General features: G+C 31.7%; 15 protein-coding genes and 1 pseudogene. 2 read left to right on the top strand and 14 right to left on the bottom strand.

Features of this window, described 5'->3' with window-relative positions; all coding sequences use genetic code 11:
* The 11 genes from WBQ70_RS08120 to WBQ70_RS08070 all read right to left on the bottom strand — a co-directional run.
* On the bottom strand, positions 1-194 hold a 194-nt coding region (locus WBQ70_RS08120; protein ID WP_423912730.1), incomplete at its 3' end, for a ParA family protein.
* A gap of 391 nt (positions 195-585) precedes the next feature.
* The gene (locus WBQ70_RS08115) at positions 586-1875 is read right to left on the bottom strand and encodes a DEAD/DEAH box helicase (protein ID WP_423912727.1); all 1290 of its coding nucleotides are present in this window, start codon (positions 1873-1875) and stop codon (positions 586-588) included.
* A gap of 176 nt (positions 1876-2051) precedes the next feature.
* Positions 2052-2987, bottom strand: coding sequence for a phosphatase PAP2 family protein (locus WBQ70_RS08110; RefSeq protein ID WP_423912725.1), 936 nt, complete (start codon positions 2985-2987; stop codon positions 2052-2054).
* A gap of 276 nt (positions 2988-3263) precedes the next feature.
* On the bottom strand, positions 3264-4121 hold the full coding sequence (gene ypfJ, locus WBQ70_RS08105; protein ID WP_423912723.1) for a KPN_02809 family neutral zinc metallopeptidase: 858 nt from the start codon (positions 4119-4121) through the stop codon (positions 3264-3266).
* A 26-nt stretch (positions 4122-4147) separates the two neighbouring features.
* Positions 4148-7537: a PAS domain S-box protein gene (locus WBQ70_RS08100; protein WP_423912721.1), complete on the bottom strand. Its 3390-nt coding sequence runs from the start codon at positions 7535-7537 to the stop codon at positions 4148-4150.
* Positions 7538-8274: 737 nt separating this feature from the next.
* Positions 8275-9036: a hypothetical protein gene (locus tag WBQ70_RS08095; RefSeq protein ID WP_423912719.1), complete on the bottom strand. Its 762-nt coding sequence runs from the start codon at positions 9034-9036 to the stop codon at positions 8275-8277.
* A gap of 25 nt (positions 9037-9061) precedes the next feature.
* Entirely contained in the window at positions 9062-9799 is a 738-nt protein-coding gene (locus WBQ70_RS08090) for a nitroreductase family protein (RefSeq protein WP_423912717.1), read from the bottom strand.
* A 32-nt stretch (positions 9800-9831) separates the two neighbouring features.
* Complete coding sequence (locus tag WBQ70_RS08085) at positions 9832-10521, bottom strand: RluA family pseudouridine synthase (protein ID WP_423912714.1); 690 nt, start codon at positions 10519-10521, stop codon at positions 9832-9834.
* 85 nt (positions 10522-10606) lie between these two features.
* Positions 10607-11425 (bottom strand): 3-methyl-2-oxobutanoate hydroxymethyltransferase, encoded by an 819-nt coding sequence (gene panB, locus WBQ70_RS08080; protein WP_423912711.1) that lies wholly within the window; start codon positions 11423-11425, stop codon positions 10607-10609.
* Between the two features lie 218 nt (positions 11426-11643).
* Positions 11644-11943: an HPF/RaiA family ribosome-associated protein gene (locus WBQ70_RS08075; RefSeq protein ID WP_423912708.1), complete on the bottom strand. Its 300-nt coding sequence runs from the start codon at positions 11941-11943 to the stop codon at positions 11644-11646.
* Between the two features lie 444 nt (positions 11944-12387).
* Positions 12388-13617: a sodium:proton antiporter gene (locus tag WBQ70_RS08070; protein ID WP_423912705.1), complete on the bottom strand. Its 1230-nt coding sequence runs from the start codon at positions 13615-13617 to the stop codon at positions 12388-12390.
* A gap of 190 nt (positions 13618-13807) precedes the next feature.
* Between WBQ70_RS08070 and WBQ70_RS08065 the strand changes: the two genes are divergently transcribed.
* Positions 13808-15886, top strand: coding sequence for a recombinase (locus WBQ70_RS08065; RefSeq protein WP_423912702.1), 2079 nt, complete (start codon positions 13808-13810; stop codon positions 15884-15886).
* Between the two features lie 238 nt (positions 15887-16124).
* Here the strand turns inward: WBQ70_RS08065 and WBQ70_RS08060 are convergent, their stop codons facing one another.
* Positions 16125-16418, bottom strand: coding sequence for a chaperone modulator CbpM (locus WBQ70_RS08060; RefSeq protein ID WP_423912699.1), 294 nt, complete (start codon positions 16416-16418; stop codon positions 16125-16127).
* A gap of 3 nt (positions 16419-16421) precedes the next feature.
* Positions 16422-17312: a DnaJ C-terminal domain-containing protein gene (locus WBQ70_RS08055; RefSeq protein WP_423912697.1), complete on the bottom strand. Its 891-nt coding sequence runs from the start codon at positions 17310-17312 to the stop codon at positions 16422-16424.
* A gap of 396 nt (positions 17313-17708) precedes the next feature.
* On the opposite strand from WBQ70_RS08055, the gene WBQ70_RS08050 reads away from it, so the two are divergent.
* The gene (locus tag WBQ70_RS08050) at positions 17709-19241 is read left to right on the top strand and encodes a SulP family inorganic anion transporter (protein ID WP_423912694.1); all 1533 of its coding nucleotides are present in this window, start codon (positions 17709-17711) and stop codon (positions 19239-19241) included.
* A 218-nt stretch (positions 19242-19459) separates the two neighbouring features.
* On the opposite strand, the pseudogene WBQ70_RS08045 reads toward WBQ70_RS08050, so the two are convergent.
* Positions 19460-19705, bottom strand: a pseudogene (locus WBQ70_RS08045) (DUF2892 domain-containing protein); the annotation flags it as partial.

The raw sequence follows: 19705 nt of genomic DNA, 5'->3' as shown, positions 1-19705 counted from the left end.
AAAAATGGATCTTCTTCTTGCCAAATATTATGTAAGTATTCAGTTTCTATTCCACATATTGTTAAATTACATTGTGGATCTAAATCTATCATTAAAGTTTTCTTTCCTAATTCACTTAATGCAAAGCCTAAATGATAACCTAAAGTTGACTTTCCAACTCCTCCTTTATTATTAAACAGTGAGATTATTTTCATATATTTTCTTTTATTTACGGTTTTTCATAAAATGACAGCCAACTTGTATATATGCGAAACAAACCTTCGCATATACACCCAAAAATGGGGAGATTGGCGAAGGTTTGTTTCGTTTTTTATGTTTATCAAATATATCTATTTTTTTCTTACAAATAATAAAAGTCTATTTAAACTTAGAAACAATTTCAAAAACGATTTTAATAATACTAAACGCTAAAATAGCCCCGATTACTTCACAATACTTTTATTTTTATAGGAGTTCAGTGAACTTCGTTTGAAACGAAAAACCTTGTGAGGGCTGGCGTTTAGCCCTCACAAGGATTGTAGTGTATAGCGGGAGGAGACTTGATAAGAAACGAAATCGTTCTGCTCCTAAAATAAATGCTAATTCTTATCGATTAGAACGTCTGTCGTTATTTTGACTTGGACGTCTTGGGCCAAAGCTGTTGTTACTGCTTCGGGTGTTGTTGTCGGTTTTTGGTTTCTTAGGAGTCGAGTTGCGTTGCGGTCTTCCTTGTCCTTGTTTGATAGGCTCGGTAGAGGCATTCGGGTCAGGCTCGAAACCTGGAATTTGTTCTTTTGGCAATTTCAAGCCCACTACCTTTTCAATATCACGTAAAAACACGGATTCGTCTGGACTAAATAAAGAAATGGCTTCTCCGCTGGCTCCGGCTCTTCCGGTACGACCTATACGGTGTACATAGTCCTCAGGAATATTAGGCAATTCAAAATTAACAACATGTGGTAATAATGGAATATCTAAACCACGGGCGGCAATATCGGTAGCGACTAAAGCGGTTAGGCTTCCGTCTTTGAAACCTGCTAAAGCTTTAGTTCTTGCACCTTGTCCTTTGTTCCCATGAATAGCGGCTGCTTTGATACCGGCGCTAGTCATAGCTTCCGTTAGTTTATTGGCACCTTGTTTGGTACGAGTAAAAACTAAAATTTGTTTCCAGTTTCCTTCTGTAATCAATTTGATGACTAGTTCGGTTTTTTTCTCTTTGGCACAAGGATATATTTTTTGTATAATGGCATCAACAGTCGTGTTTTCTGGAGTGGCTTCTACATGAATGGGTTTATCCAAAATTCCCATTGCCAGTTTCTTAATATCTTTTGAAAACGTAGCTGAAAATAGTAAGTTTTGTCTTTTTGGAGGTAAAATTTTCAGAATACGCTCTAAATCACGTAAAAAACCCATGTCAAGCATGCGATCTGCTTCATCCAAAACTAAAACTTCAACTTTTGATAGCGAAATTAGACCTTGATTTTGCAAATCAATTAAACGTCCTGGTGTAGCTACTAGAATATCAATCCCTTGTCGTAATTGCGCTACTTGTGGTTTTTGGTTTACACCTCCAAAAATCACGGTACTGCGCAAATCTAAAAACTCACTATATTCTTTTATATTAGCTAATATTTGTGCCGCTAGTTCCCGTGTAGGAGTTAAGATTAATGCACGAACGGGTCTATTACTTAAGTGTTTACCCTGCGATAATATTTGTAAAATAGGTAGTGTAAACCCCGCTGTTTTTCCTGTTCCTGTTTGAGCGGAAGCTAATACATCTTTGCCTTCTAAAATAGGGGGTATTGCTTTTTGTTGTATTGGTGAAGGTGTTGTGTATCCTTTTTTGCTGATGGCTTTAAGTAAAGCATCAGATAATCCTAATGAGTTGAATGACATAAATAGTGTTTATAAAGTAAGCACTATTGTTAGGTTACTTTTTTAAGTTGATGCAAAGATACAGCTAATTTGTCCGATGTATCTTGGTTAAATGAAGATTCTTTTTAATCTACAATTATCACTCCAATTGATTGTGTTGCCTAGTCTATTTTGTTTTGTAAAATAAGGTCGAATAATTAAAAACTGCCTACAAAGTGAAAACCGACCATAGAACTGGTGATTTGAGGAACAAGTTGTTTATTCATTTTGAATTTTTTTGGATTTTCGATTACCGCTGGTCTATTGATTTTAGCTGCTTGTTTTCGGCTGCTGTTGACAACTGATTTCCCAATGATTGTTCCTACTAATCCACCTACTAATAAATCGGATACCCAATGGTTATGGCTTTTTATATCAGCAAGAAAAACGCCCGTAGCAATAGTGTAAGGAATCCAATAATTATTGTATTCCATTTGGAAAACCTTGGCAACAGAGAAATAAAAGGTGGCATGAAAAGAAGGAAAAGATGTTCCATCAGTTTTACTTTGGAAATATAAGGGGTGATAATTGCCAAAATCCCAATTGTCTTTTGTCCATGGTGCAATTGCAGATTCGTCTCCATTTAAAGGTCTTTGTGGCCGGTTTCTTCCTGAAATAGTTTTAAGAAGTAGGTGTGAAATTACATATGAATAAGAAATAGCTTTAATGGCATTAACAGCCACTCTTTGTCCTTTTTGATTATTAAGGGCAAAGGAACCTGCGTATAAACCTAAAATAGGGTAGAGGATATAAGCATTGTTTCCATCTATCCAATCAATTTTAGTTTTTATAACATCAATTTTAGGAAGTGTGTAATCAATTGTGGGTTCAATTTGATCGTGTAAAAATCCAGTTGTTATTTTATCAGTAGCAATTAAACCTACGATTCCACCGGCATAAAGGACGGTTCTTTTCCAGTCTGCGGTAACAGTATGTCCCATCTCAGTAAAGTCACTAGGAACACTAAGAATACCGTTTTTTATCACTGTTCCAGCTACTTTTAATCGGCTTAATTTTTCTGTTTTTAAACTATCAACTTGAGCAAAAACTTGAAAGCTTAGGAGTATTAAAAGGAATAAATAGTGATTTTTCATATTGAAATTAGGTTCAATTTACCTATTAAGTATAATTGTTTTTTTTTTGATGATTTCCATCCTTTTGAGTGATTTTCGTTATAAAAACGTATCGAGACAATAAGAATAAAAAACAAACCGCTTCTAGATACCTATTATAGTCAGGCATTTTGATGTTGTTTTTTTGCACTGAAACAATACCATTGACGTTTTTAATAATTACACTCAGCGAGGTCAATTTATATTTTGACAAATATATTTAATTAAAAAAGGAAGACAATTCAGTTAGAAATGAATTTACTTTATTTCAGCAAAAGTATTTCCTAGATTGATATCACCTGTTTTATATCCTTTCATAAACCAATATTTTCTTTGTTCAGAGGTACCGTGGGTAAACGATTCTGGAACGATGTGTCCTTGCATTTTTGCTTGAATGGCATCATCTCCTACGGCATGAGCAGCGCTTAAAGCTTCGTCAATATCACCAATTTCAAGAATATTATTCATTTTTTGGTTATAATTAGTCCACAATCCAGCATAAAAATCGGCTTGTAATTCAAGAGCAACGGATAGTTTGTTGGCTTCGGCTTGGCTTTTTCCCTGTTGCATTTTGCGCATTTTGTCTGATGTGCCTAATAATGTTTGTACGTGATGTCCAATTTCGTGTGCAATAACATAAGCAGTGGCAAAATCACCTCCTTGGGCACCAAATTTAGTTTTCAATTCTTCAAAAAAGGTCAAATCCATATATACTTTTTGATCTCCAGGACAGTAAAAGGGACCAGAAGCAGATGTGGCACCTCCACAGGCAGTTTGTACAGATCCAGAGAATAAGATGATTTTCGGTTTTTTATACCTAAGATTGTTTTCTTCAAATATTTTGGTCCATACATCTTCGTTATCTGCTAGAATTGTTTTTACAAATTGTTGTTCTTCAATTTCGGCAGCAGTAAGGTCTCGTTGTTCTGTAGGTGCGGCTTGCCCTTGTGTTTGCTGAAGAATAGTACCTACCATTTGTCCATTTTCTCCTCCAAATATATTGAGTAATAGAATTACAATTCCGATGATTCCACCACCTGCAATTGCTTTTCCGCCTCCGGACATTCCTCTTCTGTCCTCCACATTATCACTTTGTCTTCTACCTTGCCATTTCATAATTTTATATTTAGATTTATTTAGGACTAAATTAGCCATTTTATTAATGTTTCTTCAATAATTCCTTTTACAATTGGTTTAGAAATATAATCATTCATTCCTAAATTTAAACACTTGTCTTTTTCTTCTTTCTCAGCTCCTGCTGTGATAGCTATAACTGGAATATTTTTTCCTAATTGTAATTTTCGGATGGCTTTAGTGGCTTCATACCCATTCATAATTGGCATTTGTATGTCCATAAATATAATATCAGGATTGGTTATTTCAAACTTTTCAACAGCTTCTATTCCATTATGAATTTCAACAATTGTAGCTTCTGATAAAAGATTTTTAATGATTGTTTTTAATAACAACATATTTATTTTATTGTCTTCCACAATCATGATGGACAGGGTGTGTTTTTTGTTTTTGAGGAGTGTAAGATTGTTTAGGTGTTCATTGTCCAAACATTTAATTTGTTTAAGATCAATTGGTGTCTTTATATTGGAAGTTTTGATATTTAAATCAAAATAAAAGGTACTTCCAATATTAATTTTACTATCAAGTTGCAAATGACTGTTCATTAATCCTAAAAGTTTGTTAGAAATACTAAGTCCTAATCCTGTTCCTCCAAATTTTTTAGTGGTTGAGCTATCTTCTTGCGAAAAAGCATTAAAAATTTTGTCTTTATTTATTTTTAAAATTCCAATACCAGAATCAATTACCGCAAAACGAATGGTACTGGTGGCATTGGTTGTTTGTTTAATTTTAGTAATTTCAAGTCTAACAAAACCCTCGTTTGTGAATTTTACAGCATTTGACATTAGATTAACTATTATCTGTTTTATTCTAATGACGTCAATCCAGAAAAATGTAGGAGTATCTGGGGTAATGATAAGTTGTAAATCTAGTTTTTTATTATTTGACTCATAGGATATTAAGTCTATAATTTGATGTAGTAATTCTTGAATTTCAACTTTTTCTATATATAATTCTAGTTTTCCAGCTTCAATTTTTGAAAAATCAAGAATATCATTCACAATCCCTAACAAAGAATGAGCCGATTGATTTACGGTTATCATGTGTTTTTGTTGGTTTTCAGTAAGTTGTGTTTTTATTAATAAATCAGTAAATCCGATGATTCCATTCAACGGGGTTCTAATTTCATGACTCATATTAGCTAAAAACTCGGATTTAGCTTTATTAGCAGCTTCGGCATCTTTTTGACGATCCACCGCTTTCTCTGCCTCTTTTCTTTTGGTTATATCGAGTATAATCCCTTCAATGTAGAGGATTTTATCATTTTTTATTACAGCATCGCCAAATTCTTCTACCCATGTAATTTCGTTATTCTTTTTGATTATTCGGTAAACCAAATGAAAAGGCTCTAATGTAGCCAGTTTTTTTGATGATTTAAATAATGTTTTGTCATAATCTTCAGGATGAATTAAGTCTTTGAAAAAAATTCTCTTTTCCAGAAAATCTGATTTTTTATACCCTGTAAGCTTTTCAATTTCATCATTTAGGTAAATTTTAGTAAAATCAGCATCATTTTCTGAAAGATATACCGTTCCAGGAATGTTATTTGCTAGAAGTCTAAATTTTTCTTCACTTTCATAAATAGCAATTTCGGAATCAATATGATCTATAGAAGTTGCTATATTTCTACAAAGTGTTTGCAAAATATTTACTTCATCTATTGTCCAAGGCCTTTTGTTTGAAGTGTCATCAAAACCTAAAAAACCATGAAATTGATTTTTTACAAAAACAGGAAAGAGTACTAATGAAACAACATCTAAATTTTGTAATTTACTTTTTAGCGATTCATTTTTAATTTTGGATACGTTGGCTTTGTAAAATTCGTTTTTTAATAAGGGATGTAATAATTCTTCGAAATAGTCATATGGTAAATCTTGAAGCTTGCTGTTATTCTCTACTAGTGTAGTATTATTGATAATCCATCGGTATTTTTGAGAAATAGTATTGTTTTCAGGATTGTTTTTATAGTAGTAGGCTCGATGTGATTTAGTGGTTTTTCCCATTATAATAAGAACATCCGAAAAAATATCATTGATGTCTTTACTATTTAAAAACTTCTCGGTACATAGTGTCATTGCCGCAAGCAATTCACTTTTATACATTAACTTTTTTTCAATAATTAATCTCATTTTTGATTCAAATGCAATAGTAACAATATCTGATATGGATCTGGAAAAATTAATATCTTCATTATCCCATTGATGTATTTTTTCAGCGGCTTCAAAACAAAGTACTCCATTTATTTCCCCATTAACAATTACTGGAGTATATAGTAAGGATACCGTTTTGTTTTTTGGAAAATAATCAATGCAAAATTCAGTCAATGCATCGTTAGAGTATACATCTGATGCAACTACTTGTAGCTTTTTCTCTAATAAAGAAAAGTAATGAGGAAAGTCTTTTTTTAATAAAACGGAATCAGTTGTAAAACGGTTTTCATTATGATTATAACTATATTTACAAGTCAATTTATTTGGGGAGTATTTCCAGTAACTTACCCTTTCAAGATACATTGTATTAGCAGTAATCTTTAAAATCGTTTTTAATTTTTTATTTAAACGCTCTTTATCAGAATAACTTTTCTCAGTAAAAAATTTTAATGCGGAACTATATTTTTGATTTTTGAATTGTCGTTCCAGTTTTTCCTTTTCATTATGTTTAAGATACGTAATATCCCGTGAAATAGAAAAATAACCTTTAATTTCTCCTGTTTCTCCTCGATTTATGGATACTTTTTGGGACATCCATATTTCCTCTTTATTTTTTGTAATTATCGGAAATTCTAAAATTGGAAAACTGGTTAAGCTATCATGTGGAGCAGAATAAAAATCTAAAACGATTTGTTTATAATCTTTTCGGATTAGATGGATAAAATTGGAATCAAATAACTCTTTTAAGCTATAGCCTGTAATATTTTCAGTATTTTTATTAATGAAAATGTAATTTCCATGACAATCTAATTCGTAAATAATATCATGTGCTGATTCGACTAAGTTTTTATATGATTTCTGTATAAGTACCTGTTCTGTAACGTCTTGTCCTATTCCTATGAGTAATTCGTCCGAGTATTTTTGATAGTTCCATTGTATGTGTTTAAGACTACCATCTTTACATTTTACTTCATTTAGGTATAATTTACCATCCATAATACTTGAACTTAAAATATCATCAACAGAATTCGTATTCTTAGACAAATCTCCAAAGTCCAATCCTAAAACTTCATTGATTTTATATCCTAAAATACGTTCAACGCTTTCACTACAAAAAACAATTTCCTTATTTGTATTAACTGCAATAGTAAGCGTACCACTTTTATTTACAATCTCATTTGAAAAGCGAAATTCATTTTTAATATTTAGATACGTGAAATGTCGTATAATATTAAGACAAAATGCCACTAAACAATAATTAAAAAGAATTATGGATGATTTAGTTGGTATTAGTTCAGATGTGTATAGAAACAATAAAATTCCAAAAACTACCACCGTGAAAATCCAATATTGACGTATAGGCTTAAAAATATTAAATGAATAGAGGAACAAGAAAACGAAACCTAAGTAGGGTATACTATCTGTAGGTGAAAGGATAATATTTCGAGTTACATAGAGTAGAAAAATACAGAACAGTAGTTTGTAAAAATTATATAAGTTGTTAAAGATAAAGGTTGATTTTTTACTTATAAAATAAAGGGAGGAAAGTACTGCTCCAAATAGTATGTTTTGTGTAAATAAACTTTTAGGTCTAATTTTGAGAATCTCTAATGCAGTTTCAAATACAATAAAAAAGATTCCTATATATAAAAAGTAAAGTTGAGCGTCTTGATTTTTAAATTTTTCAGTAAGATGATTTCCTGAAAAATGTGGTTTTAAGATTGATTTTGGTTTAAAATAAGTATATGAGAATACAAGTATTGCTATTATAGTAAAAGCAATTAGTGTTCTGGAAAAACTTTTGTCAATTGAAATACCGTCAAAAGGAGAAACATAATTAATTTCTAAAGGAATGGATATCCATAAAAAACGTGTATAAAATAAAATAACTTTATTTATAAAAATAGAGTATAAAAACATAATGATATTTTATTTCGGTAGTTAGTTCTTTAAAATTAAGAAAAAAAAAGAAGTTTTATTGAGTTTTATTCTGTTTTTTCAAATCCAATAATTTCTTTGTAAAGTATGTAATATAAAGAGTATATAAAAGGTATTGTAAAAAGTACACCGATACAAAAAGCAATCAAACCTACCATTGCTGCCAGCATGGAAACGGCTACTAAACTCAATATAACAAGAGGTTGTTTTGAAATAAGTGCAATACTAGTTTTGATAGCGTCTAATGCTTTTAAATTCCCGAAAATAATAAGGGGGATCGTTAAAAGTGAATAAAAGGAGACGATCATAGTAATCAATGATCCCACTATTGTTAATCCCGCTGTATCTAAAGTAGTAGAGATTCCAGTATTGAATAAAGTAATGACAAAAGTGGCAATGAATAATTCTATGAAATAAGAAAATTTATAATATTCAAAAAAAGTAGAAACATGAAATTCTTGGTCTATATCAGCACAATAGGCCATTTTCATAAAACCAGCGGTTAACGGACTTATTAATGCAGTAATTAATATAGCTGCACCTGAATAAATCATAATAAATTCTTTAGAAAGATTTTCGGGCTTTAAATTTTCAGGTTTCATTACTTCAGTTAGGGTGTCAATGCCAAAATAAGCAACTAAAGAAAAGTATGCTAATGAAAAGAATAAAATGGTAAAAACAAAAATTAGTAACCCAGCATAAATAGCAATTTTTTTATAATTTTCGAATACGAGATTGAAAACGGTTTCAAATTCTAGTTTATATCCTTCTGTTATTCTTTTTTCTATTCGATTATTCTTTATATCCATTGTATCAACGTTGATTTTTAAATTATTATAATTTGAAATAAATTTCATTCAATGGGATACGAAAACGTTCGCCATAAATCCCATTTTCTTCTCGAATACCACAGGCAATAATCATATTTATTTCAGAAGCGGAGTTTAAACCCAGTATTTTTTTAACTCTTAAGGAATCAAATCCTTCCATAGGACAGGTATCATAATGGATAGAAGCCATGCTAATCATGAAGTTTTGTGCTGCCAGTGCTGCACTTTTTTGAGCCACTACACGCATATCACTTCGTCTAGATTGACGGTATGTTGGTTTGAAAAGGCCTGTAATTTGATAACGAAGATATCTAATTGCTCCTAATATCCCAATGAAATCATAGTAAAGTTTGGGTACTTCTTTTTGGTAGTAATTCAATGATGCTTTCTCTCTTTTAGAATAGTCGTTTTGAGGTTTGTTACCATAAAGGTTCTTTAGGAATTGGACATTTGATTGTATTCTGTTTTTCCATAAATCTTTTCGAGCCACTACAACAACCATTTGATTGGCAGTTTTGGCCGCATTTTGATGAAAACTAGCGGTGGTGATTTGTGATAAAAGAGTAGGGGAAACAATATGGTAAAATTCCCAGAGCTGCATATTACTGCTTGTAGGAGCTAAAGAAGCAAGTCGAATGCATTCTTTTACTTTAGTTTCGTCTATATTTTCTTTTTTAAAAACTCGAATAGAACGTCTATATTCTATAGCTTCGCTTACTTTTTTTTCGTTATTTAACTCCATATCAGGAAATTTTATTTTTAATAAAGGAACCATTATATGGCATTCCAAATGGTTTCATTAGGAGTTGGTGCAATAAATGTTAGTTGCTCTTTGTTAACAGGATGAATAAAAGTTAATTTTCGAGCATGCAAATGAATTCCGCCATCAGGATTACTTCTATCAAATCCATATTTTAAATCTCCTTTAATTGGGGAGCCAATAGCGGATAGTTGTGCTCTAATTTGATGGTGTCTTCCGGTATGTAAATTAATTTCTAATGCAAAATAATTATTTAATTCCTTAAAAATAGTATAGTCTAAACTCGCCACTTTACTATCTGGAACTTCTTTTGAATGTGCTTTTGAAGTATTATTTTTTTCATTACGTTTTAAAAAATGAACCAGCTTATCTTGTTGTTTAGGCGGTTTATTTTTGATCACTGCCCAATATGTTTTTTTAGTTTCTCTGTTTTTGAATAATTCATTGAGACGGGTAAGTGCTTTGCTTGTACGTGCAAAAACTACAATTCCAGTAGTGGGTCTGTCTAAGCGATGTACCACACCTAAAAAAACTTCTCCTGGTTTGTTGTATTTATCTTTGATATATTCCTTAACAATGTCTGACAAAGGTTTGTCTCCTGTTTTGTCACCTTGCACAATATCACCTACACGTTTGTTGATGACAATGAGATGATTGTCTTCATGGATGACTTGTAAGTTGTCTTTCGTTGAAATTATTTTCATTTGAGCTTGCTGGATTTTTAGACTTCTTGGAATTTTAGTAACTGTTAACCAGTCTAATATTCAAAAGAAATCTAAAATATCTAAATTAATATTGTTCTTTTTCGTTAGGGAAATCAAGAGACTTTACATCGGATACATACTGTCCAATGGCTGTTGTCATTCCTTCATATAAATTCATGTAACGACGTAAAAAACGAGGACTAAATTCATTGTTCATTCCTAACATGTCATGAATAACTAAAACCTGACCGTCAACATTTCCGCCAGCTCCAATACCTATAACTGGAATTGAAATACTTTTGGCTACTTGTTCCGCTAAGTGCGCAGGTATTTTTTCTACGACTATTGCAAAACAGCCAAGTTTTTCTAATAATCGGGCATCATTCATTAATTTTTCAGCTTCTTGTTCTTCTTTGGCACGTACGGTATACGTTCCAAATTTATAGATGGATTGAGGGGTTAGTCCTAAATGTCCCATGACAGGAATTCCAGCATTTAGAATTTTTTTTATAGATTCTTTGATTTCTTTTCCACCTTCCAATTTTACAGCATGACCACCACTTTCTTTCATGATTCTAATAGCAGAACGCAAGGCTTCTTTAGGGTCTGATTGATAACTACCAAAAGGTAAATCAACCACTACTAACGCTCTTTCAGTAGCTCTAACAACTGATGAAGCATGATAAATCATTTGGTCTAAGGTGATCGGGAGTGTGGTTTCGTGACCCGCCATTACATTAGAAGCAGAATCACCTACAAGGATAACATCAACACCCGCCGTGTCAACAATTTTGGCCATGGTATAGTCATAGGCAGTAAGCATGGAGATTTTTTCACCATGTTCTTTCATGTCAATCAATGACTTTGTTGTGATTCTTTTGTAATCTTTTTTTGCTACAGACATTCTGATTTGATTATAATGGAACCTCTTAGGAAATCGAGGTTAAAATGTTTTTTTTATTTAGTTTGTAAAATTAATCAAATAATTTAATGTTAACCTAATCCTATATAACAAATGAACTTCATTAATCAATGATGACGAATGAAGTTCTATGAGTTAGCGCTATTAAAGTTGAGAAAGCGTTGACTGTTTTTTAAGTGTTTAAAAAAAGTTTACTATTGTTAATGCGTTTTCATTTCACTCTTACGTTTGTTTAATTGTGTTTCAATATCATCCATTGTTTCTGCGGCTGCAATTTCGAAACTAGCTTCATTTGACGAAGCAAATATTCTAGGTCCAGGACAACTCAAAGTTACTTCGCAGATTTTCCCTTTTCCGTGTGAATTTTTCTCTTCTTTAAAAATAACTGCTGCGCGAATGACCCAATCAAAATGTTTAGTCAATGTATCTAGTTTTTTTATGATAACATGTTCCGCAGTTTTGTTGGTTTCAGCATGTACAAATTGAATAGTCGATTCCATAAATTTTTATTTTTAAAGGTTAATAGTTATAAAAAAAACAAGAGGGTAGAGCATATTTAGCCATTGCCACGATTAAAAATTCCCATTACGAGATGGGAGGTATCCAAATTTACGCATTTAATTCAAAAAATACGATGATTATAGTTGAATAAAATAGGTTCTTTTTTTGGATAAATAATAGCCATTGAAATTAGTAAGGTTTCCCAAAATACTCATTTTGATACCGCTAATTTAATGATGGGTTTTGATAACTTATATTTGGATTGATGTACTGATTTTAGCTCTGATAGGAGCGGTATCCTTTATGTTCTTTCTTTAATAAAAAAATAAAGCGCAGAAGAAGTCCAACTTTAATGAGAAACCGAAAACTTTTGCTACCCCAAAAAAAAAAAAGACTTACTATGAATGAAATAGTAAGCCTTGTAAATTATTGTTTAAAGAATTTTAAAGTGTTTCTTCGGATTCATATTCTTCGTTGCTATGTTTAGCCTTTATTTTTTCTTTTATGATGATTTCTCGATGTTTTTCGGTTCCCATTAATCCAATCATCATCGTGAATGCGGTTAGTAAAATTACTTGGATGATTAATGATTTGTTTACAAAAACGACAGTATGATCAGGATTGATGGATAGAAATAATAAAATAGTGATTAATCCTCTTGGTGCTACAAAAAGCAAAGGAAATAACGGAATTTTAGAAGCATATAATTGAATCGCTCTCAATGCGTAAATGGCTAGTACAATTCCTACTGCCCACAAAATGGTATTTGGGTTTATGATTTCGGATGTTTTGATTAGGTATCCAAAAAGCATAAAAAACAAAGCACGTACTAAAAAAGTGGCTTCGATGGTAAGTTCTTTGAATTTAGCTACCTCTTTATTAAGGAGGTCTAATCGGAATCTTTCTGTCCATTTTAAGTGTCTTATTTCGTCTAGATTTCCTATGGCAAGTCCAAATACTAAAATGAAAATTAAGGCAGGAAGATGGAAAATCTTTGATATCTCATAAATTAAAATTACCAAAAGAATAATAGGGACAAACTTGATATGGTGATCAATTTTGTTTAACAAAAAGGATAATAAAAAAGTTGCTATAAATGAAATGGTAATAATAATCAAAATTTCAAGTGAAAAATAACCAAATGTTTCAACGCCAAAAGCGGTGTTGTAAGCAACGAAGTTAAAGAAAATAACACCAAATATATCAGATAAACTACTTTCGTAAATTGTAAATTCTTTTTGGCTCGATGTTAGGTTTCTTACACTTGGTATGGCTATAGCACTACTGATTACACAAAAAGGAATAGCATTGGATAAACAATCTTTAAAAGAATTTTCGCTATAATAATATAAAACATACCCCAATGAAAAAGCCAAAACCATTAAAGGTAATAGAGCACCAAATACTGATTTCTTGATTAGTCCAATTTTAGAACGATTCAGTTCTAGCTCTAACGCACCTTCGAGTACAATTAAAATCAGTCCTATTGTTCCTAATATAGGCAAAGTTGCGCTTAGATCTGGAACGTTTATATCGAAAAAAAAAGTTACCTCTCTAACAATCCATCCTAGAAGGAGTAGTAAAATAACAGAAGGTATTTTTGTCCAAGACGCTGTAAGGTCAAACAAATAAGCAATTAATAATAGAATGCAAAGCGTTATAATAATGGTCATATGTACTCGTTAGTTTAAAAAATCTCCTAAAAGGTGGATGTAAGATAGTATTTTAGGATGTTATAATTTTAAAAAAAATGAATTTTAGTTTTAATTTGTGCATTTTATAATGTAATAAGTTACTTAATTTTGCAGTTTTAAAACAGCCTGTAGCATACAATACAAATTTTTGCAAACATTGTAATAATTTATGAAAACACTTTTGAAATCAGAGCAAGAAGCCCTTATAAAAGAATTGCTTACTAATTTTTTTAATAAAAATGAATCGTGGAAAAACCTTGACGATAATTTAGAACCATTAGTGGAATTAATACGATTAATTCGTCCTCAAAAACCTAAAAAAGTTTTAACGGTTGATTTACGAGATATTATCTTTTTTTTGAATGAAAATAATGACTGTAGAGCGCAATTTTCTATTTACTTAAAAACCATTTTAAAAGATAGAAAGTTCAATAAAATACTTGCTGATGCAGGAATTTTGCAAGATGTAGACTTCATTTTTGAAGTAAAAAAAAGGGTAATAGCTAAGTTTTTACCTAATCAACCTCAAAAACATACTCTCGAATTCGTATTGAATCAAGTATTTTATTTGTCAAATGATTTTATATGGATTGATAAAATTCCGCTAGAACAACTTAAAGAATTATATGATGTCTTGGAGTTTGGGTCTTTTTATGAAAACACGGAATCCAAATCAGTTTTTTCAGAATTAACAATTGCTGCTTTTCTTATTTCACAGCGAATTAGTGGTAGAGCATTGGAAACCGAAGTCATTAAAATGGTGCCAGAATATGATGATTTCGAAAGTCCTTTTTCTGCTTTGGAAAATGAATTGTTACAAATTGGATCTGAAATCATAAAGTCAGAAAAGCATTATTTTACATCAGATAATTTGTCTTATGCTCAATTATTAGTACTTCACAAACATTGTGAAGACTTTATAGATAAAGCTTTTTTAAATAGTTCAAAATATGGGATTTCACTTCGAGTGAATCAAAATTTATTGAAAATAAGACAACAATTAGTAAGACTTAAATTTATAATTTCATTGTTTATTGTAGATAATGAAATTGATAAAAAAAATAATGCCATTGCCCTTTCTCTAAAATTAATAAAAATCAATTGCTTCAAAAATAATATTAGAAAGTTTATTGCTGAAAGTACGCAATTGATATCTTACGAAATAACACAACATGCAGCCAAAACAGGTGAAAAATATATTACGGAAACGCGGACAGAATATTTTAAAATGTTCAGAAATGCGTTAGGTGGAGGGTTTATTGTTGGGTTCTTATGTGTTATCAAAGTCCTTCTTTCAAAAGTAGATACGAGTATTTTTGGGCATGCCTTTCTTTATAGCATGAATTACTCCTTTGGATTTATTGCTATTTATATTTTAGGTTATACTTTAGCAACAAAACAACCTGCTATGACCGCATCCGCTTTAATAAAGGCTTTGGAAGTTGGTGTTGCTAAAAAAGGAAAAAAGACCGAAAAATATAGTGCTTTTGCTATTCTTTTTGCTCGTGTGTTCCGTTCTCAATTTATTGCTTTTGTTGGAAACGTAATTATGGCTTTTCCAATTTCATTATTAGGAATATGGATGATAGATTATACCTTTGATTATAATATTGCTGCGGTCAAATGGAAAACATTAATCACTGATTTGAGTCCTGTTGATTCTTTAGCAATTTTTCATGCTGCAATAGCTGGAGTATTTTTGTTTTTATCGGGTATAATTTCAGGAAGTATTAGTAATAGAGATAAACACAATCAGGTATATTATAGAATAACAGAACATCCTTTACTTAAGAAGAGAATAGGTAAAATAAAAACAATAAAACTAGCACAATGGTACGAACATAAATGGGCTGGATTTATATCCAATTTTTGGTTTGGAATATTTATGGGAAGTACTGCTTCAATAGGGTTGTTTTTAGGATTGAACTTAGATGTTAGACACATCACTTTTGCAAGTGGAAATTTAGCCTTAGCCTTATATGGAGCAAATTATCAGGTAACGGACTCTATGCTAATATGGGGCATTCTAGGTATTGGAATAATTGGTTTGGTCAACTTTATGGTGAGTTTTAGTCTTTCTTTGGGCTTGGCTTTTCGTTCCAGAGCGATTCCGTTTACAGAATTGCGATTTATCGCAGCCTCCATTTTAAATCATTTCAAATTTTCGCCTTTAAGTTTCTTTTTTCCAATAGAAAATCAAATAAAATCTGAGGTAGTACAAGGATTTTTGAAGGTAGAGGAAAAATAGTGTAAAACTGACTTTTTTGTTTGAAAAATAGCCACAGGAAGATGAACTATTTTATCATACTCTCGTTACCAAGGAAGTTAAAAGTTTAAAAGGTGTAATGTTGAAAGTGTGAAAAATTAGGTAACATGTAGAAAACACGAGCGTTATATGTTTTTAATCAATTTTAAAATAGGATAATATAGAATATTTTTTACTTAATTATTAAAATTATTTAAAATACTATTTAGGGATCGTGACGCTAATTTTCATATAGTCTCAATCGATTTCTTACAGCATGTAATTCTGTTTTTAAAGCGTCTATTTTTTTAAGTAAATTTAGAACAACATCAATTCCTTCAATATTAACATCAAGGTCTTGATGCATTCTTATAATTTTTTCGATTTCATGTAATGAATCTTGATGAATATAGTGTGTTGCTGCAATTTCTTCAATATCAATCAAGCCATTATCACTAAGGTTATAAAAAAAAGACATGGTTACTTTATAGTGAATACAAAGGGTATCTAGTGGGATGAAATTTTCGGTACTCATATATTATATTTTAGAAAGTTCTGTGAATAATTCCGTTTGTTTTTCGGTTAAATGGGTTGGAATGGCAATATTATAGCTAACATATAAATCACCATACTGCCCTTCTTTTTTATAAACTGGAAAACCTTTTCCTTTCAGTTTAACTTGTGTTCCATTTTGTGTTCCTGGGGCTACTTTTAATTTTACTTTTCCGTCAAAAGTAGGAATAGTAATATCACCCCCTAATACTGCGGTGTAAATGTCTAGGTCAATTGTACTGTATAAGTTTTCTTTAGCACGCTTAAAGTTGGCATCGTTATTTATAGAAAACGTAATGTATAAATCTCCTTTTGGACCACCATTTTGTCCTTCAGCACCATGTCCTTGAATTTTTATAATTTGCCCATTCTCAACACCAGCAGGGATTGTCAATCGAATATTTTTACCATTTACAGTTAGCGTTCTTTTGTTCTCTTCAAAAACATCTTTTAAATCTAATTGTAATTCCGCATTGAAATCTTGTCCTTTGAAAGGTCTTTGACCACCTCTTTGTCTCCCTGAACCTCCACTACCAAAAACAGATTCAAAAAAATCAGAGTAGTCTTGACCGCCAAATTGTGAATTATCATAACGTCCTCCAGCATTACTATATTCTCTTTGTTGGGACTGCTGTTTGTTTATTTCTTCAGCATGTTGCCAGTTTTCACCGTGTTGGTCGTACTTTTTACGGTTCTCGGCATTGCTCAAAACCTCATTGGCTTCATTAAGTTCTTTAAATTTTTGTTCTGCAATTTTATCATTAGGATTTAAATCAGGATGGTATTTTCGAGCCATCTTTCGATAAGCTTTTTTTATCTCGGCTTCGGTTGCTGTTTTATCAATTTCTAATATTTTGTAATAATCTATAAATGCCATTTTTATATTATTTTAAAAATTTATAAGTAAGTGATGTGGATGTATTTAGGGTAATTAGAAACGTAAATACAAATGATTTGTTAGTTTTTATATTACAGTTAAAAAAAGTTCGTAAGGCTGTGAACATGGGTTTGTTGTTCTAGGTATTAGAAAATTATATTAGAATAGCTAGTTTCTCAAATTTAATACATTTTAAGCTCAAAAATGATATTGTAACGGTATATTTTTGATGTATTTGTTATGATGTGTTTATTTTTTTGTTGTATCGAATAATGGCTTTTTTGAGGGGTTATGGGCTATTGTTTTATTAAAATTTTTATCTCTGTCAAAAAAAAGTACCTTTGCGCCTCCTTACTAATCATGGTTTTTTCCATGAGTTACAATTTTAAACAAACAATGAAACAGTATTTTAATTTATTTGATTTCACTCAAAAAGTGAATTATAGAACCGAGATTTTGGCAGGTTTAACAGTAGCGATGACCATGATACCAGAGTCTTTGTCATTTGCAATATTAGCAGGTTTTCCTCCGTTGGTAGGATTGTATGCCGCCTTTATTATGGGGATAGTTACAGCAATTTTTGGAGGTCGTCCAGGATTAGTTTCTGGAGGAGCAGGAGCAACAGTAATTGTATTGATTGCTTTGATGAAATCACACGGATTAGAATATGTTTTTGCAGCCGTTGCTTTGGCCGGTGTCTTCCAGCTATTAGTAGGACTCTTCAAGTTGGGTAAATTCATCCGATTAGTACCACAGCCAGTAATGTATGGTTTTGTAAACGGATTAGCAGTTATCATTTTTATGTCACAATTGGAACAATTTAAAACCATGGTTAATGGTGAAAGTGTGTGGCTTTCTGGAATGCCATTGTATATTATGGGAGGATTGGTTGCTTTGACAATTGGAATTGTATTGTTGTTGCCTAAGTTGACTAAGGTTATTCCAGCATCGTTAGTGGCTATAATTGTCGTTTTCGGTTTGGTGCTAGGATTTGGAATTGAAACTAAAACTGTGGCGGATATTGCTTCAGTAAGCGGTGGACTTCCTCCATTTCATATTCCTAATATCGATTGGAGTTGGGCTACTTTGCAACTAATTGCTCCTTATGCTTTGATTATGGGATCAGTAGGATTGACAGAAGGATTGTTGACTTTGAACTTAGTGGATGAAATTACAGGTACTAAAGGAAACGGAAATAGAGAAGCTCTGGCTCAAGGTGGTGCTAATCTATTGAATGGTTTTTTCTTCGGAATGGGTGGTTGTCCTATGATTGCACAAACCTTAGTGAATCTTTCAGCAGGATCTAGAGCACGTTTATCAGGAATTGTAGCAGCTTTAACGATTTTATTGATTGTTTTGGTTGGTGCTCCAGTAATTGAGCAATTGCCTATCGCTGCATTGGTTGGGGTAATGATAATGGTTGCTATTGGAACTTTTGAATGGATTAGTTTTCGAATTATTAATAAAATGCCAAAACAAGATATTTTTGTTGGGGTTTTAGTAGCGGTAATTACGATTATGTTGCATAATTTGGCTTTAGCAGTTTTGATCGGAGTGATTATTTCGGCTTTGGTATTTGCTTGGGAAAGCGCAAAACGAATTCGTGCTAAAAAATACACAGATGATAATGGTGTAAAGCATTACGAAATATATGGTCCTCTTTTCTTTGCTTCTACAACTGCTTTTGGTGAGAAATTTGATGTGTTTAATGATCCAATTGAAGTGATTATTGATTTTAAAGAAAGTAAAATAGCGGATATGAGTGCGATTGACGCAGTCAACAAAATCACGGAACGTTACGCTAAAGTGGGTAAAAAAGTACACTTGCGCCATTTGAGTGCCGACTGTCGTCAGTTATTGCAAAATGCAGAAGAAATCATTGATGTCAATATCCTTGAAGATCCTACTTATAAAGTGGCAATCGATTAAGGTTTGACTTAAGGAATTGGATTATGTGTTAAATAATTTTTGAATTTAGAGTAACGAGTTTTGATTTCAGATTTGTAGTTACAAATGAAACATTGTCTAATTTAGTACCCTTTTGAGGGATCTGAAATCAAAAATCTGCAATACAATTTGCTATAAAACAACAAAGCCACCTATTTCTAAGTGGCTTTGTGTGTTATTATTCTAAAAGAAGAACGAATTTAGATTTTCTTCATTTGATCTTTCATCATTTTGATTTGATCTTTTAGCATTCCTTGTTTGTCTAACTTTTTAGCTTCGTTCAATAAGTTAGTTGCTTCTAGTTTTCTTCTTCTAGTCAGTGCTACACCAGCAAGGTTTAATTTGGCTACAGCCAAATCCATATCCATTGATAAACCTAATTCAATTGCTTTTTTGAAATACTTCTCTGCTAGTTGTAAATTCGTTTGAGAATTCATGATTCCATG

This window comes from Flavobacterium sp. (assembly GCF_049590715.1).
GTDB lineage: Bacteria > Bacteroidota > Bacteroidia > Flavobacteriales > Flavobacteriaceae > Flavobacterium.
Note: the sequence above shows the minus strand (reverse complement) of the source record. Positions and strands in the feature narration are given on the sequence as shown.